A 25112-nucleotide genomic window follows, 5' to 3' on the forward strand; every position below is an offset into this window, starting at 1 on the left:
TTCATTCAGGCAGCCCGCGTAATCGTTGATCTCCATCGCGAGCACGCTCGCTCCTACGAAGTGCATCAGCGTCCGAGATAAACCTCGATCACCCGCTCGTTTTCCTGCACCTGCGCGAGCGACCCTTCGGCCAGCACGCTACCCTGGTGCAGCACCGTGACGTGGTCGGCAATCGAGCCGACAAAACCCATGTCGTGCTCGACCACCATCAGCGAATGCTTGCCGGCCAGACGCTTGAACAGCTCAGCGGTGAATTCGGTCTCGGCATCGGTCATGCCCGCCACCGGTTCGTCGAGCAGCAGCAGTTGCGGGTCCTGCATCAGCAACATGCCGATTTCCAGGAACTGCTTCTGACCATGGGACAGCAGGCCCGCCGGACGATTGACCGAACTGGTCAGGCGAATGGTGTCCAGCACCTCGCTGATGCGATCCTTCTGTTCACCGCTCAGGCGAGCCCGCAGGCTGGCCCACACCGACTTGTCGGTTTTCTGCGCCAGTTCAAGGTTTTCAAAAACGCTCAATGCTTCGAACACTGTCGGTTTCTGAAACTTGCGACCGATGCCCGCCTGGGCGATCTGCACTTCGCTCATCTGCGTCAGGTCAAGGGTTTCACCGAACCACGCCTTGCCATGGCTGGGGCGGGTCTTGCCGGTGATCACGTCCATCAAGGTGGTCTTGCCTGCACCGTTGGGGCCGATGATGCAGCGCAACTCGCCGACGCCGATGTACAGGTTCAGGTTGTTCAGCGCCCGGAAGCCATCGAAGCTGACGCTGATGTCTTCCAGGGTCAGGATGGTGCCGTGACGGGTGTTCAGGCCGGGCGTCACGCGCTGTCCGAGGCCGATGGCGTCCCGGCTGCTGCCAGCATCCTTGTTCGGTTCCGGTGGGAAGAAAGCGGGTTCGAGCATGAATTGTGCCGTCGGTGTGATTCTCATTGTTCGCCCCTTTTCTTCAGCAAGCCGATCACACCCTTGGGCAGGTACAGCGTCACGACGATGAACAGTGCGCCGAGGAAAAACAGCCAGTACTCGGGGAAGGCCACGGTGAACCAGCTCTTCATGCCATTCACCACGCCGGCGCCCAGCAGCGGCCCGATCAGCGTGCCGCGCCCACCCAGCGCTACCCAGACAGCGGCTTCGATGGAGTTGGTCGGCGACATTTCACTCGGGTTGATGATGCCGACTTGCGGTACATAAAGCGCACCGGCCAGGCCGCACAGCACTGCACTCAGTACCCACACAAACAGCTTGAAGCCGCGTGGGTCGTAGCCGCAGAACATCAGGCGGTTTTCTGCGTCGCGCAGCGCGGTCAGCACCCGGCCAAATTTGCTTTGCGCCAGGCGCCAGCCGATGTACAGGCTGGCCACCAGTAACAGCACCGTGGCAATAAACAGCACTGCGCGGGTACCGGGTTCGGTGATGCCGAAGCCGAGAATGGTGCGGAAGTTGGTGAAGCCGTTGTTGCCTCCGAACCCGGTTTCATTGCGGAAGAACAGCAGCATCCCGGCGAACGTCAGCGCTTGGGTCATGATCGAGAAATACACGCCCTTGATGCGCGAGCGAAAGGCGAAGAAGCCGAACACCAGCGCGAGCAGTCCCGGCGCCAGCACCACCAGGCACATGGCCCAGAGAAAACTGCTGGTGCCGGTCCAGTACCATGGCAACTCGGTCCACGACAGGAACGTCATGAAGGCCGGCAAGCCATCGCCCGAGGCCTGGCGCATCAGGTACATGCCCATCGCATAACCGCCGAGGGCGAAGAACAGGCCGTGGCCCAGGGACAACAGGCCGGCGTAACCCCAGACCAGATCCAGGGCCAGGGCCACGATGGCGTAGCACAGGATCTTGCCCACCAGGGTCAGGGTGTAGGCGGAGACGTGGAACGTGCTGTCCGGTGGCAACAGCGAAAGCAAAGGCAGTGCCAGCAGCAGCACGAGAATCACCGCACCGACGGCGATCGTGACCTTGGGGCCGGCCTTTTGTGTAGCCGTGAGCATCAGGGGCTGGTTCATCAGTCGATCACCCGTCCTTTCAGTGCAAAGAGGCCTTGCGGACGTTTCTGGATAAACAGAATGATCAGCGCGAGGATCAGGATCTTGCCGAGTACTGCTCCGATTTGGGGTTCGAGAATCTTGTTGGCAATGCCCAGGCCGAATGCGGCAAAGACGCTCCCGGCCAGTTGACCTACGCCGCCGAGCACCACCACCAGGAACGAGTCGATGATGTAGCTCTGGCCAAGGTCAGGGCCGACGTTGCCGATCTGGCTCAGGGCCACGCCGCCGAGCCCGGCGATACCGGAGCCGAGCCCGAACGCGAGCATGTCGACGCGACCGGTCGGCACTCCGCAGCAGGCGGCCATGTTGCGATTTTGCGTGACGGCGCGCACGTTCAACCCCAGGCGCGTCTTGTTCAGCAGCAGCCAGGTCAGCACGACCACGAACAGCGCAAACGCGATGATGACGATGCGGTTGTAGGGCAGCACCAGGTTTGGCAGCACCTGAATGCCGCCTGACAACCAGGCCGGGTTGGCCACCTCGACGTTCTGTGCGCCAAACACCAGCCGCACCAACTGGATCAGCATCAGGCTGATGCCCCAGGTGGCGAGCAGGGTTTCCAGTGGGCGCCCATAGAGGTGGCGGATCACTGTGCGCTCCAGTGCCATGCCGATTGCGGCGGTGACAAAAAACGCCACCGGCAGGGCAATCAGCGGGTAGAACTCGATGGCTTGCGGGGCGTAGCGCTGGAACATCAGCTGCACCACATAGGTCGAGTACGCGCCGAGCATCAGCATCTCGCCGTGGGCCATGTTGATCACCCCGAGCAGGCCGAAGGTAATCGCCAGGCCGAGGGCGGCAAGCAGCAGAATCGAGCCCAGGGACATGCCGCTGAACGCCTGGCCGAGGACCTCGCCGATCAGCAGTTTGCGTTTCACTTGGGCCAGGCTGGTTTCGGCGGCGGTACGCACCCCGGCGTCGGCCTCGACGCCCGGTTCCAGCAGGCTTTCAAGGCGGGTGCGGGCCAGCGGGTCGCCGGTTTCCCCGAGCAGGCGCACGGCCGCCAGGCGCACGGCTGGGTCGGTGTCGACCAGCTGCAGATTGGCCAGGGCCAGGCTCAGGGCCGCGTGGACGCTTTCGTCCGGTTCTGCGGCCAGTTGCTGGTCGAGGAATTTCAGTTGCGCCGGTTTGGCGCTTTTCTGCAATTGTTGTGCGGCCGCCAGACGCAGTTTGGCATCGGCGGCGAGCAGTTGGTGACTGGCCAGTGCGGTGTCGATCAGACCCCGCAGGCGGTTGTTCAGGCGCAGGGTTTTCGGCTGGCCGTCGACGGTCAACTGCCCTTGTTGCAAGGCGTTGATCAGCTCGACACGGGCCGGGTCGGGCTGCGCGGCCCAGGCTTCCAGAAGCTTGGCTTGTTGAACCGGATTGGCGGCGACGAAGTCTTCGGCGTCGCCGGCAAAAGTGGCCATCGGCAGCAACAGCGCGATGGCCAGGATCAAGCGATAAAGGGCGGTGGGCATAGAGAGTCGCCTTGCGCGGACATTGTGGGAGCGAGCCTGCTCGCAAATGCGGTGTGTCAGCCACATAGATGTTGAATGTGCCGCCGCCTTCGCGAGCAAGCTCGCTCCCACAGGGATTTGTGTCGGGCCCGAGTGCGGGCCCCGACGTCCAATGGCTTAGTTGCTCTTCACCGCATAGTCCGGCTTCTTGTCGTTACCCGAAATGAACGGGCTCCACGGCTGGGCACGGATCGGGCCTTCGGTCTGCCAGACCACGTTGAACTGACCGTCCGCCTGAATTTCGCCGATCATCACCGGCTTGTGCAGGTGGTGGTTGGTCTTGTCCATGGTCAGCGTGTAGCCGGACGGCGCGGCAAAGGTCTGGCCTGCCAGGGCTTCGCGGACCTTGTCGACGTCGGTGGACTTGGCTTTTTCAGCTGCCTGGGCCCACATGTGGATGCCCACGTAGGTGGCTTCCATAGGATCGTTGGTGACCGCTTTGTCGGCACCCGGCAGGTTGTGTTTCTTCGCATAGGCTTTCCAGTCGGCAACGAATTTCTTGTTCGCCGGGTTCTCCACCGACTCGAAGTAGTTCCAGGCCGCGAGGTTGCCCACCAGCGGTTTGGTGTCGATGCCGCGCAGTTCCTCTTCGCCGACCGAGAACGCTACGACCGGAACGTCGGTAGCCTTCAGGCCCTGGTTGGCCAGCTCTTTGTAGAACGGCACGTTGGAGTCGCCGTTGACGGTGGAGATCACCGCCGTCTTGCCGCCTGCCGAGAATTTCTTGATGTTGGCAACGATGGTTTGGTAGTCGCTGTGGCCGAACGGGGTGTAGACCTCTTCGATGTCTTTGTCCGCCACGCCTTTGGAGTGCAGGAACGATCGCAGGATCTTGTTGGTGGTGCGCGGGTAGACGTAGTCGGTGCCCAGCAGGAAGTAGCGCTTGGCACTGCCGCCTTCCTCGCTCATCAGGTATTCCACCGCAGGGATCGCCTGCTGGTTCGGCGCTGCGCCGGTGTAGAACACGTTCGGCGACATTTCTTCGCCTTCGTATTGCACCGGGTAGAACAGCAGGCCATTGAGCTCCTCGAATACCGGCAACACTGATTTGCGCGACACCGAAGTCCAGCAACCGAAGACCACGGCGACCTTGTCCTGAGTCAGCAACTGGCGGCCCTTCTCGGCGAACAGCGGCCAGTTCGACGCAGGGTCGACCACTACGGGTTCGAGCATCTTGCCGTTCACGCCGCCCTTGGCGTTGATCTCGTCGATGGTCATCAACGCCATGTCTTTGAGCGAAGTTTCGGAGATTGCCATGGTGCCGGACAACGAGTGCAGAATCCCGACCTTGATGGTCTCGGCGGCCTGGATAGTCCAGGTCATGCCCATTGCGGCGATGCTTGCCGTGAGTGTGAAAGCCTTGATCAAGCTACGACGCTTCATTGTGCAATCTCCATGAACGTTAGATATTTTTCTTGGTTGGCAGATGCGGGCTATTGAAGAGTCTTTAGCAAGGGCTGTGCCTGGTCGGCATAAGGCAGGAAAGTGTCGGTTTAGACAGGGTGCGCGCCTGGGCGGCGCACCAGGAAGGGTCGAGGTCGGGGCGTTGGTGCGCCGGGGTGCGCCACAACAGGGCAGGAGCGCCGCCCCTGGCTGTAGGAGCGAGCGCGCCCGCGATGGACGTCAACGATAACGCTGGTTTCTGTCTGACCGCAGCGTCACGACGTTGATCGCAAGCGAGCCCGCTCCTGCAGAGGAAGCCGGATTCAGGAAGTAGAAGCCGATTCAGGCTGCCGGTTGAATCGCGAAAACAGCACACGGTCCAAAACCCAGACCACGACCAACGAGGCCCCCACCAAGGGAAATGCCACCGCCAGTGCGAGCATGATGACCATCGCGGTTTTCCATTTCGGCAGGTCGTGGCGCAGCGGTGGCACGCCGAGCTTGCCTTGCGGGCGACGTTTCCACCAAATCACCACGCCACTGACCGCGCTCAGCAGAATCATCAGGCAGATCAGCAGCACGATAATCTGATTGATGACCCCGAACATCTTGCCTTCATGCAACATCACGCCGACTTCCGTGGCGCGGGCGACATTGCCGTAGTCTTCCCAGCGCACATCGGCGAGCACCTTGCCGGTGTATTGATCGACATGCAGGGTGGCATCGTTGCGCGGGTCGTCGGCGAACACGGCGATTGTGAACACGCCGGTATCGGTGGTGGGCAGGGTGATGCTGTAGCCGGGCTCGACCTTGCGTTGTTCGGCGACGTTTTGCACGTCTTGCAGGCTGATGATCGGTGCGGCCGGGCCGGCAGGTTTATCGCCGTGGTTCATGTGTTCGGCATGATCGCCGGACATCGGCATCGGCGTGTTTTCCATGGCCCATGGGACAGTCTGGCGAGTGGCGGTATTGAGACTGCGCGCCTCGACATCGGACTTGGGCATGTCATTCCACATCGCGTCCGGAAAGACGTTCCAGACCCCCGCGTATTGCTTGCCCCAGAACCCGGTCCAAGTCATGCCGCTGAGCAACATCACCAGCAGAAAGGTCGCGCCCCAGAAACCGGTGACCGCGTGCAGGTCGCGCCACAGCACTCGGCCGCGGCTGCTCAGGCGCGGCCAGAGGATGCCGGCTGCCTGGCCCCGCGGTCACCAGAGGAAGACGCCGGACACCACCAACACGATGCCCCAACCGGCGGCCAGTTCGACCAGGCGATCACCCACCGTGCCGATCATCAGCTCGCCGTGAATCGCCCGGGCCACGGCTTGCAGGTTCATCTTGGCGTCTTGCTCGCCGAGGATGTCGCCGTGATAAGGATCGATGAAGACGTTCAGTTCCTGGTCGGCCTGGGTTACCACAAACTGGGCACTGCGTTCGGCATTGACCGGTGGCAGGTACTGCGTGACCTGACCTTGTGGATAGGCAGTTTTCACCCGTTTGAGCAGGTCGTCGGCCGGCAGGCTGTGATGGCCGGCCGGGACATTCAGCAGGCTGCCGTACATCAACGGATCAAGCTGTGGCTTGAACAGGTAGATGACCCCGGTCAGGGCCAGCATGACCATAAATGGCGCGACGAACAGACCGGCGTAGAAATGCCAGCGCCAGGCCAGGTTGTAGAAATTCACTTTGGGCTGTTTCATGGTGGGTGCTCCGCTTGGCGAATCGATTGTCCCGTAAAAAGATCGCAGCCTCGTTTCACTCGACAGCTCCTACGCCGCTCCTACAGGGTGCATGCGATGCAGGAGCTGGCGTAGCCTGCGATCTTTTGACTTTTCTTGTTAGAAACTCATATCAATCTTGGTCCAGAGCGTTCGCCCCGGTTCCTTGATGGCTTGCGGGTCGTTGGCCGGGTAGCCAAAGCCCGCGTTGCCGGCCAGGTTCAGGTGCTCGGCGTAAGCCTTGCCGAACAGGTTGTCCACACCTGTGCTGACCTTCCAGTGCTGGTTGATCCGGTAGGCGCCATTGAGCGAGAACACCCCGAAACCTGCGGTCTTGTCGAAGTCCTTGCCGACCACGTTGCCCTTGTTGCGGTCGATACGGTCTTGCGCGGCGACCACTCTCCACAGTGCCCCGGCGCTCCAGTTGTCTTCGCTATAAGTCAGGCCGAAACGGGCATCGAGCGGCGGCATTTGCGGCAGTGCGTTGCCGTCGCTGCTGTTCTTGCCCCAGGCATAAGCCAGGGTCGCGTCAGCCTTCCAGTTGTCGGTCAGCTTGTAGGCGGCACCGAGTTCGCCGCCCATGATTCGCGCGTCGATGTTCTGCGCCTGCGAGGTCATTCCCATCATCCCCGGGGTGTAATCGAACAGGATGTAGTCGCGCACCTGGCCGATGTAACCCGAGGCCCAGGCTTCGAGTTCAGCGCTCTTGTACTGCAGGCCGAAATCGAGCTGGGTGGTTTTTTCCGGCTTGATCGAATCAAAGGCGTTGAGCGACCCGCTTGGGCCTGAGTTGGGCGAAAACAGCTCCCAGTAATCCGGGAAGCGCTGGGTGTGGCCCAGGCCTGCATAGAGAGTGGTCGGGCTGTCGGCCAAGTCATGCTCGTAGCGGATGAAGCCGCTGGGCAGGGTGTCGGCGCGGGTGTCGTTGGCGGTCGGGTTGGGGCGGGTCATCATCCCCGAGCCGGTGGTCTGGCGAAAATCCCTGGCCGAGGCGCGATCCAGGCGGGCGCCGCTGATGAGCCGGTCACTGTCCGTGGCGAACCAGGTCAGCTCGCTGAAGACACCGTAGTTATGGAAGTCGGCGTCCTTGGTGAACGGCACGTCCTTGTAGGTATCGATGCCCATGCCGCTCCTCTGGCGGTGTTCATTGGTCTGCGCATCGAGGCCGCTGATCAATTGCACGTCGGCCCAGCGCCAGGTGCCTTTGATACGCGCGCCGAGGGTGCGGCGGTCGACGTTCGAGGCCATGGGGCCGGCCATCATCCCGGTGCCGGAAGGCGTGCGCAGCGTGTAGTTGTCCATCACGTGGTCGGCGTAGTTGTAGTAGATCTGTGCCTCGACCTTGTCCAGCACCTCGCCGATGTTCGATTTTTCGAAGCGCAGGCCCAGGCTTTCGCGCTTGAACTGGGAACCGTCCATGCCGCGTCCGGCGTACCGCGCTTCACCGTCACCCTTGCCGGCGGTCAGCTCCAGCAAGGTGTCGGCATCCGGCGTCCAGCCCACGGCGACGTCGCCGTTCCACTTGTCGTAGCGCGAGGGCACGGTGTCATTGTTGCCGTCACGGTAGTCGTCGGAGTGGGCCGTGTTGCCGATCACTCGCACATAGCCCAACGGTCCTCCGGCAGCAGCGTCCACCACTTTGTCGAAACGACCGTTGGAACCGGCCAGCAGGCTGGCATTTACCCGGGTACCAAGTTCGCCGAAGTTTTCCGGTTCGCGGTCAAAGAGGATGGTCCCGGCGGATGCGCCGGGGCCCCAGAGCACGGTTTGCGGACCCTTGATGACTGTGAGCTTGTCGTAGGTTTCCGGCGAAATGTAGGAGGTGGGTGCGTCCATTCGGCCAGGGCAGGCGCCGAGCATCATGCCGCCATTGGTGAGGATATTCAGGCGTGAACCGAACATGCCGCGCAGCACCGGGTCGCCGTTGGTGCCACCGTTGCGCACCAGGGCGAAGCCGGGGATGGTCTTGAGATAGTCACCGCCATCACTGGCCGGCACCGGTTGGCGCGGATCCTTGGGGTTGGTGACGATGGTCAGCGGTGAACTCTGGGCAATGGCGGTGATGACCGTGGGGCTCAATTCTTCATTGTGCCCGGCGTGTTCATCGGCTTGCGCCAGGGGCACGAGCAAAGCGCCGCAAAGGATCGCGGTGGCGTGTCTGAACCGGACGCTGGTCGGGTTCAGGGCGAAAGAAACCTGGGCGGCGCTCAGGCGTGTGTCTGCAGAAAACATGGACATGAAAATTTCCGTCGAACAGTCGTAAACGGCACGGCTGGCAGCCAAAGCTCGAATCAACTGTGGGAGCAGGCGTGCTCGCGAAGAGGAATGTCAGCCACATGGATGTCATCTGGCACAACGCTTTCGCGAGCAGCCCCGCTCCCACAGGCGCCTTTGCTGTCCTATAGCCGTGTGGGTTTGGGCAGGTGTTTACGCGACGGAAGGGGGCGCGCGGGTGCGGGCGCCGGGGAAGAAGGTTGGCCGGGCATGGCCCAGGCGTGTTGCGGGTGTGGTGAAAGTGCTGGTTTTGGGGGTGTCGAAGGCCGCGAAGGAGTGGCCGCCCGTCAGTGCCGGGCAATTGAACAACAGGCTGCAGTAGCCGCATCGTTCCCACTGCGCGTGATGATCGGTTTTCGGCGGGCAATGCTCAGCGTCGACCTGCGCGCCATGTTCGGCGTGCTCCGTCGTCGACATGTCCATGCTCATGCTCGTGGACATGTCCATGGACATCGGCGCGCGCTGATCCATCGGCATCGACTGGGAAATCAGCGGGCCGATAAAGATCATCAACATGGCGAACAGGCTGACCCAGCTGCCGCGAGTCAGGCGCAATGGCTGACGGCGGGTAGCTGGGGACCTGGCGCCAAGCGGGCGCATGGGCGTGCGGGCTCGGTCGGTTATTGGGCGTGGGCGTGCATTGGCGCGCCATCCGGCGCCTGCTTCTGCACCGTGACGTCGACCGTCACTTCACCGGACTTTTCAAAGTGCATCGTCAGCGGGAACTTCTGGCCGTCTCTCAACAGAGCGCGGTCTTTGAGGTCCAGCAGCATGACGTGATAGGCCATGGGGGCGAAGGTGACGAATCCCCCGGCCGGGATTGCCACGCTGGGGACCTGCTGCATTTTCATCAGGTCGCCTTGCTGCACGTGCTCATGCAATTGGGCGCTGCCGGCGATCGGCGAGTCGACGCTGACTAACCTGTCTGCGCTGTCGCCTTTGTTGGTGATCACGAAATACGCGGCCACGGTCGGTGCATTGGGTGGCAGCTCCATGGACCAGGGGTGGGCAACTTCAAGTTGCCCGGCCTTGTAATCGTGGGCATTGGCAAGGCAGGCAGGCAACAGCAAGGCGGCCAGGACGATGAGTTTGTTCAACATGGCGGTTCTCCGGAACGATTCAAAACGCAGGTCAATTGCGAGAAGGAATCACACCAGAGGGGACGCGCGGGGGTTCAAGGCAGGCCATTGCTGGCGAGGTGTGGGCGTATCCAGGATGCCGACTGCCAGGCTGCGATTGGCCTGGTACTGTGCGAAATACAGCTGCGGCTCATGCCCGGGCAATGCCACCAAGGGCGCAGACCCGGAGCAGCACCAGCAATGCTGCATGTTGGAATGATCGTCGCCTGAGGGGGTTTTCTGGTCGACGTCACCCAGGGAAATCGCCACCATCTTCGTGCCGCTGGAAGAGCAGAAACTGCCCCACAACAACTGATCGGCCGGCGATTTAGCCGACTGCGCCAGCGCCCCGCTCATCGGCATGGCGAGCATGTTGAACAGCACTGCAAAGCAGGCGATCCAGGCAATTGCGAGCCGTTGTCGGGACATGGGGAAATCCGGTGGATGGGCGATCAGGCGCGGCTATTTAGCCTGATCAGGGCCGATAAGTAAAAAGCCCGCCTGCGGTCTGGTGTCGCAGCAGTCAGGGCGCAGTGGCATGCAAGCGCAGGCCCAAGGCTTTCATAACCTTCATGATAGTCGCGAATTGCAGATTGCCAGCGTTGCTCAATGCCGAACTATAAGATTTGCGCGAGCGGCTGGATATACGGCTTTTTCCGAAAACCTGGTCGGCAAAATCACGAGTTTCGAAAGAGTGCAGGAGACATCCTAGGACGACAGGGCCGCCAAGACCTGCATCACCGACTCAAACTCCCTGTCCACCACCGGCAACACCGGTCTTTTCAACACCAGCACCGGCACCCCACGCTCCCGCGCCACTTCCAGCTTCGGCTCGGTAGCGGTGCTGCCGCTGTTCTTGCTGATCAGCACGTCGATCTGCCGGCGCTCGAACAGTTGGCGTTCGTCGTCGATCAGGAAGGGCCCGCGGGCGCCGATCACTTCGCAGCGTTCGTTGCCGGGGTAGACGTCCAGTGCACGCAGCGTCCAGAACTGTTCGGGCGGGATTTCGTGCAGGTGTTGCAAAGGCTCGCGGCCGAGGGTGAACAGCGGGCGTCTGAAGGGTTGCAGGGCGCTGATCAGGTCTGCCCAGTCGTTCACTTCTCGCCAGTCATCACCGGCCTGGGCCTGCCAGACCGGGCGCCTGAGGGCCCAGCAGGGTATGCCGCTGATACGCGCAGCAGTGGCGGCGTTCTGGCTGATTTGGGCAGCGTAGGGGTGGGTGGCGTCCAGCAGCAGGTCGATGCCTTGATCGCCGATGAACTGCGCCAGGCCATCCGCACCGCCATAGCCACCGACGCGCACCTGGCAGGACAGATCCGTGGGCACGCGGCCTACGCCGGCCAGGCTGTAAATGTGTTGCGGTGCCAGCGTTCGAGCAATGGCCAATGCTTCAGTGACGCCGCCCAGCAACAGGATGCGTTTCATTGGAAGGCTCCCGCGTGGCCGACCACGCCGCCCTGGCGGTCGATGGCGAACACTTCGACCTGCACCTGGGCCGGCACCACGCTGCGGGCAAACTCCAGTGCGTGCTGGCACACAAGATCACCGAGGGCGATCCCGGCTGCGCTCGCCATGGCCAGGGCTTGCTGGCTGGTATTGGCCTCGCGGATCGCCTGTTGCAACGCCTCGTCGGCGCCGATGGCGGCGGCCCAGTCTGCCAATTGCGCCAGGTCGATGCTTGAGTGCCGGCTGTGCAGGTCCATGTGTCCGGCGGCCAGCTTGCTGATTTTGCCAAACCCACCGCACAGGCTCAGTTTATCCACAGGCACCCGGCGCAGGTGCTTGAGCACAGCACCGACGAAGTCGCCCATTTCGATCAGGGCGATTTCCGGCAGGTCGTAGACCCGGCGCATGGTGTCTTCGCTGGCGTTGCCGGTGCACGCGGCAATGTGCAGGTAGCCGTTGGTCCTGGCGACGTCGATGCCCTGATGGATCGAGGCAATGTACGCGGCGCAGGAGAACGGCCGGACGATACCGCTGGTGCCGAGAATCGACAGCCCGCCGAGAATACCCAGCCGCGGGTTCATGGTTTTTAATGCCAACGCCTCGCCGCCTTCGACATTGACCGTGACCTCGAACCCACCGCCATAACCCAATTCGGCGGCCAGTTGGGTCAGGTGATCGCTGATCATCTTGCGCGGCACCGGGTTGATTGCCGGCTCGCCCACACCCAGGACCAGCCCCGGGCGTGTCACGGTGCCAACGCCTCGGCCAGCCCTGAAACGAACGCCTGGGTCGGCGTCCAGGCGCACCCCTGAATAGAGCAGGGCGCCGTGGGTGACGTCCGGATCGTCACCAGCATCCTTGATAGTGCCGGCCTCCGCGCCGTCTTCGGTCAAACGGCAGAACTCCAGGCGCATCTGCACCTGCTTGCCCTTGGGCAGCACAATATCCACAGCGTCCGCGCCCAGGCCGCCGAGCAACAACCGGGCGGCCGCGAGGCTGGTAGCGGTGGCGCAGCTGCCGGTGGTCAGGCCGCTGCGCAGGGGGGCGGGTTGCTCCGCAGTTTCATCACGCATGGAAGGGCTTGACCACGTCCAGCAGGGTAATGGGCAGCGCCTGGCGCCAGGTGTCGAAGTCACCCAGGGGTTGCGCCTGGGCGATGTGAATTCGCGTGAGCTCGCCGTCGTGCTGCTCGCGCCACGCCATCAGGGTCGTTTCGCTCTGCAGCGTAACTGCATTGGCCACCAGGCGGCCGCCGGGCTTGAGCGCCGCCCAGCAGGCGTCCAGCACGCCTTCGCGGGTGACGCCGCCGCCGATGAAAATGGCGTCGGGGCGCTCAAGCCCATCCAGCGCCTGCGGCGCGCTGCCGCGAATCAGCTGCAAGCCGGGCACGCCGAGGGCATCGCGATTATGTTCAATCAACAGTTGGCGCCCTGCGTCAGCCTCGACCGCCAGTGCGCGGCAACTCGGGTGCGCACGCATCCACTCGATCCCGATCGAACCACTGCCAGCGCCGACGTCCCACAGCAGTTCGCCCGGTACCGGCGCCAGGCGAGCGAGGGTGATCGCCCGCACGTCACGCTTGGTCAGCTGACCATCATGCTTGAAGGCGCTGTCCGGCAAACCGGCCAACCGCGACAGGCGCGGTGCGTCGGCTGCTGCGAAGCATTCAATGGCAACCAGGTTGAGATCGGCGATGACCGGATTGTTCCAGTCATTGGCCACTGCGTTGATGCGGCGTTCGGCGTCACCGCCCAGGTGCTCAAGCACGCTCAGGCGACTCGGGCCGAACCCGCGCTCGCGCAACAACGCGGCAATGGCACCAGGGCTCTGGCCGTCATTGCTGAGTACCAGCAGGCGCGTGCCGTTGAATAGATGTGCGTTGAGCGCAGCGACCGGGCGGGCGACGACGGACAGGGTGACGACGTCCTGCAGTGCCCAGCCCATTCGCGCAGCGGCCAGGGAGCAAGAGGAAGGCGCCGGCAGGATCAGCATTTCGTCAGTGGACAGTTGCCGGGTGAGGCTGGCGCCGACGCCGAAGAACATCGGGTCGCCGCTGGCCAGTACGCAAACCGGTTCGCCGCGCAGGGCCAGCAGTGAATCCAGCGAGAAAGGGCTCGGCCATTGACGACGTTCGCCGACGATACACAGGGGCAACAGTTCGAGCTGGCGCGGGCTGCCGAAGATCCGCGATGCAGACAGCAGGGCGCGTCGGGCATTCTTGCCAAGGCCCTTGAAGCCGTCTTCACCGATACCTACCACCGTCAGCCAAGGGGTCATGCCGTTCCTCTTTTTTCAAACAAAGCCACATCGTCACCGCAACCCGGGCCTGAGTTGCCCGTGCGGCCGTCCATTATAGCCCGGCGTAGCCTGTGACCGGTTGTCCTTATCAGTCGCCGGTATGAGGGCCTGGCTCTTCACTGTCGGTGTTTTTGCCACTCGAAAGCCCCTCGCGTTTCGTCGTCAAAACGTACGGGCTTTTCATCCTGCGGGGCAAAGCAGGCATAATGCCGAGCTTCATTCCCTTGCCGGCTAACCCGTGAAATCACGACCGACCTCCAGTCCCTTGCGTCCTTCGGCTTGCCCCGGATTGCTGCGTGTCGTCCAGGCGCTGGACGGCGGGATTTGCCGGATCAAACTCGATGGCGGTTCCATCCGCAGCGCTCAGGCCAAGGCGGTTGCCCAGGCCGCGCAGCGGTATGCCGATGGGGTCATGGAAGCGACCAACAGGGCCAATCTGCAGATCCGCGGCATTGGCGGGCAGGAAACCGCACTGATCGACAGCTTGCTGGCTGCCGGGTTGGGGCCTGCCACCGCCGCTGGCGACGACGTGCGCAATGTGATGCTCAGTCCTGGCGCCGGTATCGATCGAAAAATGCTACTCGACACCCGTCCACTGGCCCGGCAAATACTCGACAGCCTGCAAACCCATGCACGCTTCCATGCGCTGTCGGCCAAGTTCGCCCTGCAACTGGACGGCGGTGAGGCGCTGGCCATGCTCGAGCATCCTCACGACCTGTGGCTGAGCGCGGCTGACCGGGCGGGAGAAGTGGTGCTGGCGTTCGGTTTTGCCGGCTGCCCCGCAGACAGGCCGGCGGCCGCGGTACAGCTGCAGCACGCCCATGCGCTGGTGATCGCCGTCCTGGATCTGTTCCTTGAGCTTGCTCGGCCGGACCAGACCCGCATGCGCCATGTGCTGGCCGAACGGTCACCAGAGCTGTTGCTGCAGATGCTGGCCACTCGGGTGCCGCTACTGGGCGTGACTGAGTGGCAGCGCCCGGCGGCGAGAGCAAAATTGCACCTTGGCACCGTTGCCCAGCGCCATGATGGCCTTGTGTATGTTGGCGTTGCACCGCCCCTCGGGCGGCTGGATCCGTCGATGCTCAAGGGCGCCGCCGACCTGGCTGAGCAGTTCGGCGACGCCAGCCTGCGCCTGACGCCCTGGCAAAGCCTGCTGCTGCCCAACATCCGCCAGGAGGATGCCCCCTGGGTCACCCGGCAATTGCAGGCCCTGGGTTTCCTGGTCGACGCCAATGAGCCGTTGACCGATCTGGTGGCCTGCACCGGTTCTTGCGGCTGCGCCAAAGGGTTGTCGGATACCAAGGGCGATGCCCGGCTGTTGGGTGCGCTGCAGCCAGGCCCGCGCGGGCAACAGGTTCACCTGACAGGTTGCCCACGCTCCTGCGCCTGCGCGCACCCTGCTCCCGTGACGCTGCTGGCGACCAGCGCGGGTCACTACGATGTTTATTTTCGCGATGCAGCACTGCCGGGTTTCGGCGCGCTGCAAGCACGCAATCTCACTATTGAAGCGGCGGGTGCATTGCTTGATGCCCGCCCACGGAGCCCCCTTGATGCTTGATTACATCCGCGACGGTCAGGAGATCTATCGCAACTCCTTCGCGATCATTCGCGCCGAGGCCAACCTCGACCGGATCCCGGCTGACCTGGAAAAACTCGCGGTTCGGGTGATCCACGCTTGCGGTATGGTCGAGGCCATTGACGGCCTGCAGTATTCCGAGGGTGCGGGCAAGGCGGGGCGTGAGGCTCTGATGGCCGGGGCGCCGATTCTCTGTGATGCGCGGATGGTGTCCGAAGGCGTGACGCGCGCGCGCTTGCCGGCCAATAATCAGGTGATCTGTACGTTGCGCGACGACAGCGTGCCAGAGCTGGCGCGTGAGTTGGGCAACACCCGCTCCGCTGCTGCGCTCGAGTTGTGGCGCCCGCATCTGGAAGGCAGCGTGGTCGTCATCGGTAACGCGCCGACGGCCTTGTTCTACTTGCTGGAAATGCTCGATGCCGGCGCGCCGAAACCGGCGCTGATTCTGGGCTTTCCGGTAGGTTTCGTGGGCGCAGCCGAATCCAAGGCAGCGCTTGCCGCCGACAGCCGAGGCGTACCGTTCGTGATCATGCAAGGGCGGTTGGGAGGCAGCGCCATGGCTGCCGCCGCCGTCAATGCCCTGGCTACGGAGATCGAATGATGCAGCCTTCTGGACGTTTGATTGGCCTGGGCGTCGGCCCTGGTGATCCGGAACTGATCACTGTCAAAGCCCTGCGCCTGTTACGTGAATCGCCTGTGGTCGCGTACTTCGTCGCCAAGGGCAAGAAGGGAAATGCGTTCGGTATCATTGAAGCGCACCTGCAGGATGCACAAACACTGCTGCCGCTGGTGTACCCGGTAACCACCGAAGCATTGCCGGCACCGTTGTCCTATGAGCAAGTGATCAGCGACTTCTACGACACCGCCGCGCAAGAGTTGGCCGCGCACCTGGATGCCGGGCGAGATGTGGCGGTGATCTGTGAAGGCGACCCGTTCTTCTACGGTTCGTACATGTACCTGCACGATCGCCTGGCCGAGCGCTACGAAGCCGAAGTGGTGCCGGGTGTCTGCTCGATGCTGGGAGGCGCGTCGGTACTCGGTGCCCCTCTGGTCTATCGAAATCAGAGCCTGTCGGTGTTATCCGGCGTGTTGCCCCGTGAAGATCTCAAGCGCCGCCTGGCCGACGCCGACGCGGCAGTGATCATGAAACTGGGGCGCAACTTTCCCAAGGTTCGTGAAGTACTGGGCGAGCTGGGCCTGGCAGAGCGGGCGCTGTACGTTGAGCGCGCCACCATGGCTAACCAGAAGATAGTACCGCTGGATCAGGTCGAGCCGATGTCTTCGCCGTACTTCTCATTGATCATCGTTCCGGGTGAAAGGTGGCAGGGCTGATGAGTCGATCCGTTCCTGCAATCGTCGTTCTAGGTAATGGCAGCCTCGCGACTGCACGCCTGATTCAGCGATCCCTGCCCGGCGCCCTGATCTACGGACTCTCCACAAGGGTCGAGGGCGCGGACGTCGTCTATCAGGAGTTCGGCGCTACCCTGCGCGAACTCTACACGACGAACACACCGATCATTGCGCTGTGCGCCGCCGGTATCGTGATCCGTACGCTGGCGCCGCTGCTCCTGGAAAAAGGCGTGGAACCGCCGGTACTGGCCGTGGCTGAAGACGCCAGCGCTGTGGTGCCGCTGTTGGGTGGCCTGGGCGGTGTCAACGTATTGGCCCGCGAAATTGCTGAAAGCCTGGGGATCGCGCCGGCCATCACTACCAGCGGCGAACTGCGCTTTGGCACCTGTTTGCTGAACCCGCCCAGCGGCTACGCCTTGGGCGATCTGGAGCTCGGTAAACGCTTTGTTTCCGATTTGCTCGGCGGTGAACCGGTTCGAATTGAAGGCGATGCGCCGTGGCTGGCGCAAGCGCAGTTGGCCCAGGATCAGCAGGCGCGTCTGGCCATTCATGTCGGGAGTACCGAGCGCGAGCCATCCGCCAATGAGCTGTTGATTTACCCCAAGAGCGTTCTGGTGCTGGTAAGCGAAGAGGTCGCGGACCTGGTCGATGCCATTCGCAAGCGCCTGCACAATGCGAATATTGCCGTGCAGTCGCTGGCCTGTTTGTTGGCCAGTGAACAGCAGATGGCCAGCCAGGCGCTTCGTGACGCCGCCGTCGAACTCAATGTGCCACTGCGGTTTTCCAGGGCGGGCACTGTAGGCGAGCAGTTGGCCGAGCTGCCGTCGCCACCGCTGACCGTTCATGGGGATGCCGGGATTACGATTGCCGTCGCCGAACACCCGTTGGACCCTTCGCGCATTGGTCGTGCACGGGGGCGCCTGGCCGTCATCGGGCTTGGCCCGGGCGCTGCGGATTTGATGGTGCCTGCAGTGAAGCTGGAATTGACCCGCGCCAATGATGTTCTGGGTTATGAAACCTATGTGCGCATGGCGGGGCCGTTCCGTGCCGATCAGGTGCTGCACTGCACCGACAACCGTGAGGAAATGCAGCGAGCGCGACATGCCTTTGAGTTGGCGGCGCAAGGTCGCAGCGTTGTCGTGGTGTCTTCCGGTGACCCAGGGGTATTTGCGATGGCCGCGGCGGTGCTTGAAGCGCTGCATGAATCCCGTGACCCCGCATGGCACAGCGTTGACCTGGAAATTCTTCCCGGCGTTTCAGCGTCATTGGCTACCGCTGCCCAGGCAGGTGCTCCGCTGGGGCATGACTTCTGTGTACTGTCGCTGTCGGACAATCTCAAACCATGGGAAATCATCGAGAAACGCCTGGCGCTGACCGCCCAAGCCGACCTGGCCATGGCGTTTTACAACCCGATTTCACGATCACGCCCCTGGCAGCTGGGGCGCGCCCTTGAGATCGTCGCGCAGTACCGCATTGCCGAGACGCCGGTCGTGCTGGGGCGAGATATCGGGCGGCCAGGTCAAACGTTGCGGGTGACTACCCTGGGGCAGTTGACTGCGGATCAGGTTGATATGCGAACAATGGTATTGATTGGTTCTTCGACGACCCGCGTGTTCCCTCGAGCCCAGGGTTTGTCATGGGTGTATACGCCGCGCAGTTACGGAGACAAGCTGGTCGAAATCAAGTAATCGCCAGGTTTTGAGGGGGCCTGTGTTCAGGGCACCAGGTACCCTCGGACCCCGGTAAAGATGATTTGCGCCGCCAGCGCACACACGAACAACCCCATCAAGCGGCTGACAATCTGCAGCCCCTGGTCGCCCAGGATTCTCTCGATGCGGCTCGACAGGAAAAGCACCACGCCCACAGTGAAACTGGCCAGGGCGATACTGACGATTGCCGTCAGCTTGTCATCCCAATGCGGCTGGCTCACGCCCATGACCAACAGCGCGCCGATAGTCCCGGGGCCGACCGTCAGGGGAATGGTGAGCGGGACGATGGTCACGTCCTGTTGCACGTTGTCAGTCTGCACCACCGATTTGCCCTGCGCCATGCCCAGTGCCGAGATGAACAGCACGCTGCCGGCGCCGATGCGGAAGGCGTCCACGGTGATCCCGAACACATCGAAAATCACCCGGCCGAACAAGTACAGCAGCACACTCGAAACCAGCGTGGCGGTCGCCACTTTCCAGGCCAGGCGACGTTGTTCTTTTCGCGAGTAGCCGCGCGTCAGGCTGATGAAGCAGGACAGTACGAAGAACGGGCTGTAGAGCACCAGCATCTTCAGGTACACACTGAACAACACGTGGAGCATGGTGCGAGCTCACTGCAGGGAAAAGTCGAAGGGAAGTCTAACAGGCGTTGCAGTGTCTGTCGGCTCAGGTGGTTTGCGTCGCCGCGCGGTTCTGTTCATCTCGCTGGGCGACCCAGTGCTCGATCAGTTCGCGCAATTGGGAGAGCTCTACCGGCTTGGCCATGTGTCCATCCATGCCGGCCTGGCGCGCTCGCTCCTTGTGTTCGGCCAGTATGTGCGCCGTCAGGGCGACCACAGGGGTACGCACGCGTTGGTTGCCGACCTCCCAGGCGCGTAGTTGCTGGGTGGCGGAGAAGCCGTCGAGAATCGGCATTTCGCAGTCCATCAGCACCAGGTCATATCGCTGGGCCTTCATGGCCTGAAGCGCTTCTTCGCCATTGCTGGCGGTGTCGGGCTGCAGATTGAGTTTGCCCAGCATTCCGCGAATCACCTTGGTGGAAATGCTGTTGTCCTCGGCCACCAGGATACGGAAATCCCCCGGCACCTTGACCGGCAGGGTCGGCCCCGTTGGTAACGGGTAGGGGGTCGCCAGGCCTTTGTTACGCTGGTTCAGTTCGTCGGCCAGGGTGGTCTTGAGCGTATAGCCGGCTACCGGCTTGGCGAGGATGCGCTTGATCCCGGAATTGCGCGCGATGATCTTGCTGGGCGCGTTGCTGATGCCGGTCAGCATGATCAGCAGGATGTCGTGGTTGAGGCTGGGGTCTTCCTTGATCTTTGCCGCCAGTTGCATGCCGGTCATGCCAGGCATGTTCTGGTCCAGCAGCACTACATCGAAATAGTCCCGCAGGTGCGCCTTGGTGCGCAACAGTGCCAGCGCTTCCTTGCCGGACGGCACCGCACTGACGTTCAGGCCCCAGGCGGTGCATTGTTGCACCAGGACCTTGCGGCACGTGTCGTTGTCGTCGACGACCAGCACCCGCGCCCCCTGAAGAGGGCCATCGAGATCGGAGGTGGGGTGTTCGAGGCGATCTGGATCCAGCGGCAAGGTCAGCCACAAGGTGCTGCCCTGGCTGTTGCCGCTCTTGATGCCGAACTCGCCATGCATCAGCCTGATCAGTTGACGGGCAATCACCAGGCCCAGGTTGCCCCCCACCCGGTTGGCCGACAGGAAATGCTTGCTGTGGAGTTCGGCGTGCATCAGCGCGTCGCGCTCCTCGGCGTCCATCGGCTCGCCGCTGTCCTGCACGGCAATGCGCAACCGCGGTTTGGCGCTGCGTTCATCCAGGGCAACGACGATCAGGATTTCGCCTTCGTCGGTTTTTTTCAGGGCGTTTTCCAGCAAGCTCAGCAGGGTCTGGCGCAGGCGCGTCGGGTCACCGCTGATGACCCGCGGGACTTGCGGCTGGATAAAGCTGATCAGCTCGACGTTCTGTTGCTCGGCCTTGGCGCGGAAGATGCTCAGGCAGTCCTCGATCAGCGCGTTGAGGTCGAACTGCACATCGTCCAGTTCAATCTGCCCGGATTCGAGTTTGGAGATGTCGAGAATTTCGTTGATCAGTGTGAGCAGTTCGTTGCCAGCACTGTGGATTGTCTGGACGTAGTCGCGTTGCTTGACTGAAAGCGGGGTGCCCAGCAGCAATTCGGTCATGCCCAGTACACCATTCATGGGCGTGCGGATTTCGTGACTGATCTTGGCGAGGAATTCGGCCTTGGCATTGATCTCGGCATTGCTGGCCGCCAGGTCGCGGCTGATGCTGAAACGGCTTTCGGTGATGCTGCGCTGGCGCTCGCTCAGGGCGATGCTCATCAACAGGCCACTGAGGCAGATGAACGCCAGCAGCGTGGTGATAAGGCCTTGGGGTTCCACCAGTGTCAGCCCCAGCAATGCCGGGAGGATGATCAAGGTGCCGAGGTTGAACGCCACCATGGCCACCACGAAAAAGCGCGCCGGGCGATAGCCTTTTTGCAGGTGCCAGGCCCCGGCGAACAACATGCTGAGGCCGGCGAGGGCGACCAGCCCATAGGTAATGATATTCAGCGGCAGCGTGTTGACGAACAACAGCAACAGGCCGCAGGCGATGATGAACAGCATTTCGCCCTGTAGCAGTTTATTGAGCGGGTGCGAACCCAGGGGGGCAAAAAAGCGATAGGCAAACATCAGTCCGCAGGGCGCGGTCAGCAGCAGGGCCAGATACGCTCCGGGCGTCTGGATGGCGTGCCAGGCCGGCAACCAGGGGCCGGCAAGATTCAGCAGCAGGGCCAGGCTCAGCATCAACAAGGCCTCGCACCCGGCCAGCCAGAGACTGCTGCGTGATCGCGTGTAGGCGTAACGGATGAGGTTGTGCAGGATCAGCATGCCGATGCAGCCGAACAGCAGGCCGTAGATCAGTGTCTGGGTCTGGTTGGCGGCGGTGCTGATCGCCGATTGCAGGGTGATGTAGGGGCGCATCTGGTGTTCGGAAACCAGGCGCAGGTAGACATCCAGGGTGTTATCGCTTTGTGGCAGCGGCAACAGGACATCACTGCCGGCCATTTGCCGCTCAGCGTGCGGCTGATCGGCACCGGCCTGGGTCTGATCGATGAGTTTGTCGCCGTCCAGCACGTAGAGCTTGAGGTTTTCGAGATCCGGCGCGAATACCTTCAACACCTGCTCGTGTTTGCCGGGGGCCAGCCTGAAGCGTAGCCAGAGCGCGCCACCGGGCTCGGCCGCCGTCAGGCGTTCAAGTTCGGTAGGGCTGAATTGATTGGTATAACGGGCGGAACGGATGTCGCTCAACTGCAGGTTGCCCTGCTCGTCGAGCAATACGGCCCAGCCACTGCCTTGCGCGGCCTGGGCCGGGAGCATGCAGAGCAAGGTCAGCAGCGTGACGGTGAGACTTACGGCAATCCTGAGCCAGCGCACGGCGAAATCCCTTCGTAGGTTGATGCCAGAATATAACTATGCGCGGCGCCGGAATAGTCCGGCAAGGGCTCGAGGCCCTTGCCCGACCGAATGGATCGACTATTCCTGATTTTCGCCACGCTCACGGGCAATGGCGCGGTAGCCAATGTCCTTGCGATAGAAGCAGCCTTCCCAATCGATTTTGCCTGCCAGCTGGTAAGCCTGCTGTTGAGCCGCATCGACACTGGCGCCCATGGCGGTCGCACAGAGCACTCGACCACCGGCGGTGACCACTTGTCCATCCTTGAGCGCGGTACCGGCGTGGAAGACCTTGCCTTCCAGTGCGGCAGCCGCGTCCAGGCCATTGATGGCCACGCCTTTGGCGTAATCACCAGGATAGCCGCCCGCTGCCAGCACGATGCCGACGCTCGGACGTGGATCCCACTGTGCTTCGACCTTGTCCAGCGCTTGCGCCAGGGCGGCTTCGACCAGCAACACCAGGCTCGACTGCAGGCGCAGCATGACCGGCTGGGTCTCAGGGTCGCCGAAACGGCAGTTGAATTCGATGACTTTAGGGTTGCCGGCTTTGTCTATCATCAGGCCGGCGTACAGGAAGCCCGTGTAAACGTTGCCTTCATCGGCCATGCCGCGAACGGTCGGCCAGATCACCAGGTCCATTACGCGTTGGTGCACTTCGCTGGTGACCACCGGGGCAGGGGAGTAGGCACCCATGCCGCCTGTGTTCGGGCCGGTATCGCCATCGCCGACGCGTTTGTGGTCCTGGCTGGTGGCCATTGGCAGTACGTTCTTGCCGTCAACCATGACGATGAAGCTGGCTTCTTCACCATCCAGGAACTCTTCGATGACTACGCGGGAGCCAGCGTCGCCGAAGGCATTGCCGGCGAGCATATCGCGTACGGCGTCCTCGGCTTCGGCCAGGGTCATGGCGACGATCACGCCTTTACCGGCCGCCAGGCCGTCGGCCTTGATGACGATCGGCGCACCTTTTTCACGCAGGTAAGCCAGGGCAGGCTCGATCTCGGTGAAGTTCTGATAGTCGGCTGTCGGGATCTTGTGGCGAGCCAGGAAGTCCTTGGTGAACGCCTTGGAGCCTTCCAGCTGGGCTGCGCCAGCGGTCGGGCCGAAGCAGTCGAGGCCACGTGTGCGGAACAGGTCGACTACACCGGCCACCAGTGGCACTTCCGGGCCGACGATAGTCAGTGAGACATTTTTCTCGGCGAAGTCGGCGAGCTGTTCAAGGGCCAGCACATCGATCGCAACGTTTTCGCACTTGGCTTCAATAGCGGTGCCGGCGTTGCCAGGCGCAACAAAAACTTTCTCCACACGTGTATCCTGAGCCACTTTCCAGGCCAGGGCGTGTTCACGGCCACCGCTGCCAATGATCAAAACATTCATTTCAAAAACCTCAAATTCTGTGGGGCGCTGCAAAACCCCTGCGTAGAAACCGTGTAGGAGCTGCCGAAGGCTGCGATCTTTTGATCTTGATCTTTAACGAATCAAAAGATCGCAGCCTCGTTTCACTCGACAGCTCCTACAGAGTTCCCATACAGGAGGAGCGGTGTATCAGTGACGGAAGTGGCGCATGCCGGTGAACACCATGGCGATGCCGGCTTCATCAGCGGCGGCAATCACTTCTGCGTCGCGCATCGAGCCGCCTGGTTGGATCACCGCAGTGACACCGGCCTTGGCCGCATTGTCCAGGCCATCGCGGAACGGGAAGAACGCGTCCGATGCCATCACCGAACCCTGCACCTGCAAACCAGCGTGTTCAGCCTTGATCGCGGCGATTCGCGCGGAGTTCACCCGGCTCATCTGGCCAGCGCCGACGCCGATGGTCTGGCGGTTCTTGGCGTAGACAATGGCGTTGGATTTAACGTACTTGGCGACTTTCCAGGCGAAGATCAGGTCGTTGATTTCCTGTTCGGTCGGTGCGCGCTTGGTCACCACTTTCAGGTCTTCGCTGCCGATCATGCCGATGTCACGGCTCTGCACCAGCAGGCCGCCATTGACGCGCTTGTAATCCCACGCAGCAGCGCGATCGGCCGACCACTCGCCACAGGCCAGCAGGCGCACGTTGGCTTTGGCGGCGACGATGGCGCGAGCTTCTTCACTGACGGACGGGGCAATGATCACTTCGACGAACTGACGCTCGACGATGGCCTTGGCCGTTTCAGCATCCAGTTCGCGGTTGAAGGCAATGATGCCGCCGAACGCAGACTCGGTATCAGTGGCATAGGCCAGCTCGTAGGCCTGGCGGATACCGCCTTCGGCGTCAGGGCTTACGGCCACGCCGCACGGGTTGGCGTGCTTGACGATCACACAGGCTGGTTTGACGAAGCTCTTCACGCATTCCAGCGCGGCGTCGGTGTCCGCCACGTTGTTGTACGACAGCTCTTTACCTTGCAGTTGGGTCGCGGTGGCGATGCCGACTTCGGCAGGCTTGGCTTCCACGTAGAACGCCGCGCTCTGGTGCGGGTTCTCGCCGTAGCGCATTTCCTGGGCCTTGACGAACTGGCTGTTGAAAGTGCGCGGGAATTCGCTGCGACCTTCAGTGCCCAGCGTATCGGCAGCCTGGTTCACGGTGCCCATGTAGTTGGCGATCATGCCGTCATAGGCGGCCGTATGTTCGAAGGCCTTGAGCATCAGGTCGAAACGCTGGGCGTAGGTCAGGCCGCCGGCCTTGAGACCTTGGAGCACGCTGGCGTAGTCGCTGGCATTCACCACGATCGCTACGTCTTTGTGGTTTTTTGCCGCGGAGCGGACCATGGTCGGGCCGCCGATGTCGATGTTTTCGATCGCGGTCGGCAGGTCGCAGCCTGGCTTGTTGATGGTGGCTTCGAACGGGTACAGGTTGACGGCTACCAGATCGATCGGCTTGATGCCGTGCTCGTTCATGATGGCGTCATCGATGCCGCGACGACCGAGGATCCCGCCGTGGATTTTCGGGTGCAGGGTTTTCACCCGACCGTCCATCATTTCTGCGAAACCGGTGTAATCCGCGACTTCCACTGCGGCAACGCCATTGTCGCGCAGCAGCTTGAACGTTCCGCCGGTGGAGAGGATCTCGACGCCCAGGGCTTCAAGCTCCTTGGCGAATTCGAGGATCCCGGTCTTGTCGGAAACGCTGATCAAGGCGCGGCGGATCGGCAGGCGGGTAGTCTGGTCGGTCATCTCAATTTCCATCAAAAGCAAAGGAGTCAGCAAAAAAGGCGACCGTTTTTACGCGGGCGCCTTTCTGGTTTGA

19 protein-coding genes and 2 pseudogenes are annotated in these 25112 nt (G+C 62.3%); 4 read left to right on the top strand and 17 right to left on the bottom strand.

Features of this window, described 5'->3' with window-relative positions; translation table 11 throughout:
• Positions 1-65: 65 nt before the first annotated feature.
• The 13 genes and pseudogenes from urtD to cbiE form a co-directional block, all read right to left on the bottom strand.
• Positions 66-935: an urea ABC transporter ATP-binding protein UrtD gene (gene urtD / locus HYI44_RS10610; RefSeq protein WP_045060355.1), complete on the bottom strand. Its 870-nt coding sequence runs from the start codon at positions 933-935 to the stop codon at positions 66-68.
• Positions 932-2011: an urea ABC transporter permease subunit UrtC gene (gene urtC / locus HYI44_RS10615; protein ID WP_225569370.1), complete on the bottom strand. Its 1080-nt coding sequence runs from the start codon at positions 2009-2011 to the stop codon at positions 932-934. The genes urtD and urtC overlap by 4 nt, the downstream gene beginning before the upstream one ends.
• Entirely contained in the window at positions 2011-3513 is a 1503-nt protein-coding gene (urtB, locus tag HYI44_RS10620; RefSeq protein ID WP_225569371.1) for an urea ABC transporter permease subunit UrtB, read from the bottom strand. The genes urtC and urtB overlap by 1 nt, the downstream gene beginning before the upstream one ends.
• A 156-nt stretch (positions 3514-3669) precedes the next feature.
• Positions 3670-4935: an urea ABC transporter substrate-binding protein gene (urtA, locus tag HYI44_RS10625; protein ID WP_045060352.1), complete on the bottom strand. Its 1266-nt coding sequence runs from the start codon at positions 4933-4935 to the stop codon at positions 3670-3672.
• Positions 4936-5258: 323 nt separating this feature from the next.
• Positions 5259-6635, bottom strand: a pseudogene (locus HYI44_RS10630) (PepSY-associated TM helix domain-containing protein).
• 138 nt (positions 6636-6773) lie between these two features.
• Positions 6774-8891 (bottom strand): TonB-dependent copper receptor, encoded by a 2118-nt coding sequence (locus tag HYI44_RS10635; RefSeq protein WP_122841603.1) that lies wholly within the window; start codon positions 8889-8891, stop codon positions 6774-6776.
• Between the two features lie 189 nt (positions 8892-9080).
• A complete protein-coding gene (locus tag HYI44_RS10640) occupies positions 9081-9527 on the bottom strand; it encodes a DUF2946 domain-containing protein (RefSeq protein WP_225569372.1) in 447 nt (148 codons plus the stop codon).
• A 20-nt stretch (positions 9528-9547) separates the two neighbouring features.
• Positions 9548-10027, bottom strand: a complete 480-nt coding sequence (locus HYI44_RS10645; RefSeq protein ID WP_225569373.1) for a copper chaperone PCu(A)C — start codon at positions 10025-10027, stop codon at positions 9548-9550.
• Between the two features lie 48 nt (positions 10028-10075).
• Complete coding sequence (locus tag HYI44_RS10650; protein WP_122841606.1) at positions 10076-10474, bottom strand: DUF2946 domain-containing protein; 399 nt, start codon at positions 10472-10474, stop codon at positions 10076-10078.
• Positions 10475-10568: 94 nt separating this feature from the next.
• Positions 10569-10670 (bottom strand): annotated as a pseudogene (locus HYI44_RS10655) (transcriptional regulator); the annotation flags it as partial.
• A gap of 83 nt (positions 10671-10753) precedes the next feature.
• Complete coding sequence (locus tag HYI44_RS10660; protein ID WP_225569374.1) at positions 10754-11470, bottom strand: cobalt-precorrin-6A reductase; 717 nt, start codon at positions 11468-11470, stop codon at positions 10754-10756.
• A complete protein-coding gene (locus HYI44_RS10665; protein WP_225569375.1) occupies positions 11467-12564 on the bottom strand; it encodes a cobalt-precorrin-5B (C(1))-methyltransferase in 1098 nt (365 codons plus the stop codon). The genes HYI44_RS10660 and HYI44_RS10665 overlap by 4 nt, the downstream gene beginning before the upstream one ends.
• Complete coding sequence (gene cbiE, locus HYI44_RS10670) at positions 12557-13768, bottom strand: precorrin-6y C5,15-methyltransferase (decarboxylating) subunit CbiE (protein WP_225569376.1); 1212 nt, start codon at positions 13766-13768, stop codon at positions 12557-12559. Before cbiE ends, HYI44_RS10665 begins: the two co-directional genes overlap by 8 nt.
• 259 nt (positions 13769-14027) lie before the next feature.
• Here cbiE and cobG point away from each other — a divergent pair, with 259 nt between their 5' ends.
• Genes cobG through cobJ form a run of 4 tightly spaced genes read left to right on the top strand, consistent with a single transcriptional unit; the run spans position 14028 to position 18403 of the window.
• On the top strand, positions 14028-15347 hold the full coding sequence (gene cobG, locus HYI44_RS10675) for a precorrin-3B synthase (RefSeq protein ID WP_225569377.1): 1320 nt from the start codon (positions 14028-14030) through the stop codon (positions 15345-15347).
• Entirely contained in the window at positions 15340-15966 is a 627-nt protein-coding gene (locus HYI44_RS10680; RefSeq protein ID WP_122841611.1) for a precorrin-8X methylmutase, read from the top strand. The genes cobG and HYI44_RS10680 overlap by 8 nt, the downstream gene beginning before the upstream one ends.
• Complete coding sequence (locus HYI44_RS10685) at positions 15966-16697, top strand: precorrin-2 C(20)-methyltransferase (protein ID WP_225569409.1); 732 nt, start codon at positions 15966-15968, stop codon at positions 16695-16697. Before HYI44_RS10680 ends, HYI44_RS10685 begins: the two co-directional genes overlap by 1 nt.
• Positions 16697-18403, top strand: a complete 1707-nt coding sequence (cobJ, locus tag HYI44_RS10690) for a precorrin-3B C(17)-methyltransferase (RefSeq protein WP_225569378.1) — start codon at positions 16697-16699, stop codon at positions 18401-18403. Before HYI44_RS10685 ends, cobJ begins: the two co-directional genes overlap by 1 nt.
• A 26-nt stretch (positions 18404-18429) precedes the next feature.
• Here cobJ and HYI44_RS10695 read toward each other — a convergent pair whose 3' ends face one another.
• The 4 genes from HYI44_RS10695 to purH form a co-directional block, all read right to left on the bottom strand.
• Entirely contained in the window at positions 18430-19026 is a 597-nt protein-coding gene (locus tag HYI44_RS10695; RefSeq protein ID WP_122841613.1) for a MarC family protein, read from the bottom strand.
• 64 nt (positions 19027-19090) lie between these two features.
• Positions 19091-21868, bottom strand: a complete 2778-nt coding sequence (locus HYI44_RS10700) for a hybrid sensor histidine kinase/response regulator (protein ID WP_122841614.1) — start codon at positions 21866-21868, stop codon at positions 19091-19093.
• A gap of 99 nt (positions 21869-21967) precedes the next feature.
• Complete coding sequence (gene purD, locus HYI44_RS10705; RefSeq protein WP_225569379.1) at positions 21968-23263, bottom strand: phosphoribosylamine--glycine ligase; 1296 nt, start codon at positions 23261-23263, stop codon at positions 21968-21970.
• Positions 23264-23431: 168 nt separating this feature from the next.
• Positions 23432-25039, bottom strand: a complete 1608-nt coding sequence (gene purH, locus HYI44_RS10710) for a bifunctional phosphoribosylaminoimidazolecarboxamide formyltransferase/IMP cyclohydrolase (RefSeq protein WP_225569380.1) — start codon at positions 25037-25039, stop codon at positions 23432-23434.
• Positions 25040-25112: the final 73 nt, after the last annotated feature.

The organism is Pseudomonas sp. Y24-6 (assembly GCF_020295325.1).
In the GTDB taxonomy this organism is placed as follows: Bacteria; Pseudomonadota; Gammaproteobacteria; order Pseudomonadales; family Pseudomonadaceae; genus Aquipseudomonas; species Aquipseudomonas gregormendelii.

Bases quoted from the DNA above. Each gene is read 5' to 3' on its own strand.
- purH (WP_225569380.1), bottom strand. From the start codon at position 25,039: ATGACCGACCAGACTACCCGCCTGCCGATCCGCCGCGCCTTGATCAGC.
- HYI44_RS10685 (WP_225569409.1), top strand. From the start codon at position 15,966: ATGCAGCCTTCTGGACGTTTGATTGGCCTGGGCGTCGGCCCTGGTGAT.
- HYI44_RS10635 (WP_122841603.1), bottom strand. From the start codon at position 8,891: ATGTCCATGTTTTCTGCAGACACACGCCTGAGCGCCGCCCAGGTTTCT.
- HYI44_RS10660 (WP_225569374.1), bottom strand. From the start codon at position 11,470: ATGAAACGCATCCTGTTGCTGGGCGGCGTCACTGAAGCATTGGCCATT.
- HYI44_RS10640 (WP_225569372.1), bottom strand. From the start codon at position 9,527: ATGCGCCCGCTTGGCGCCAGGTCCCCAGCTACCCGCCGTCAGCCATTG.
- HYI44_RS10650 (WP_122841606.1), bottom strand. From the start codon at position 10,474: ATGTCCCGACAACGGCTCGCAATTGCCTGGATCGCCTGCTTTGCAGTG.
- HYI44_RS10645 (WP_225569373.1), bottom strand. From the start codon at position 10,027: ATGTTGAACAAACTCATCGTCCTGGCCGCCTTGCTGTTGCCTGCCTGC.
- urtB (WP_225569371.1), bottom strand. From the start codon at position 3,513: ATGCCCACCGCCCTTTATCGCTTGATCCTGGCCATCGCGCTGTTGCTG.
- HYI44_RS10695 (WP_122841613.1), bottom strand. From the start codon at position 19,026: ATGCTCCACGTGTTGTTCAGTGTGTACCTGAAGATGCTGGTGCTCTAC.
- urtA (WP_045060352.1), bottom strand. From the start codon at position 4,935: ATGAAGCGTCGTAGCTTGATCAAGGCTTTCACACTCACGGCAAGCATC.
- cobJ (WP_225569378.1), top strand. From the start codon at position 16,697: ATGAGTCGATCCGTTCCTGCAATCGTCGTTCTAGGTAATGGCAGCCTC.
- HYI44_RS10665 (WP_225569375.1), bottom strand. From the start codon at position 12,564: ATGCGTGATGAAACTGCGGAGCAACCCGCCCCCCTGCGCAGCGGCCTG.
- urtC (WP_225569370.1), bottom strand. From the start codon at position 2,011: ATGAACCAGCCCCTGATGCTCACGGCTACACAAAAGGCCGGCCCCAAG.
- HYI44_RS10680 (WP_122841611.1), top strand. From the start codon at position 15,340: ATGCTTGATTACATCCGCGACGGTCAGGAGATCTATCGCAACTCCTTC.
- urtD (WP_045060355.1), bottom strand. From the start codon at position 935: ATGAGAATCACACCGACGGCACAATTCATGCTCGAACCCGCTTTCTTC.
- cbiE (WP_225569376.1), bottom strand. From the start codon at position 13,768: ATGACCCCTTGGCTGACGGTGGTAGGTATCGGTGAAGACGGCTTCAAG.
- purD (WP_225569379.1), bottom strand. From the start codon at position 23,263: ATGAATGTTTTGATCATTGGCAGCGGTGGCCGTGAACACGCCCTGGCC.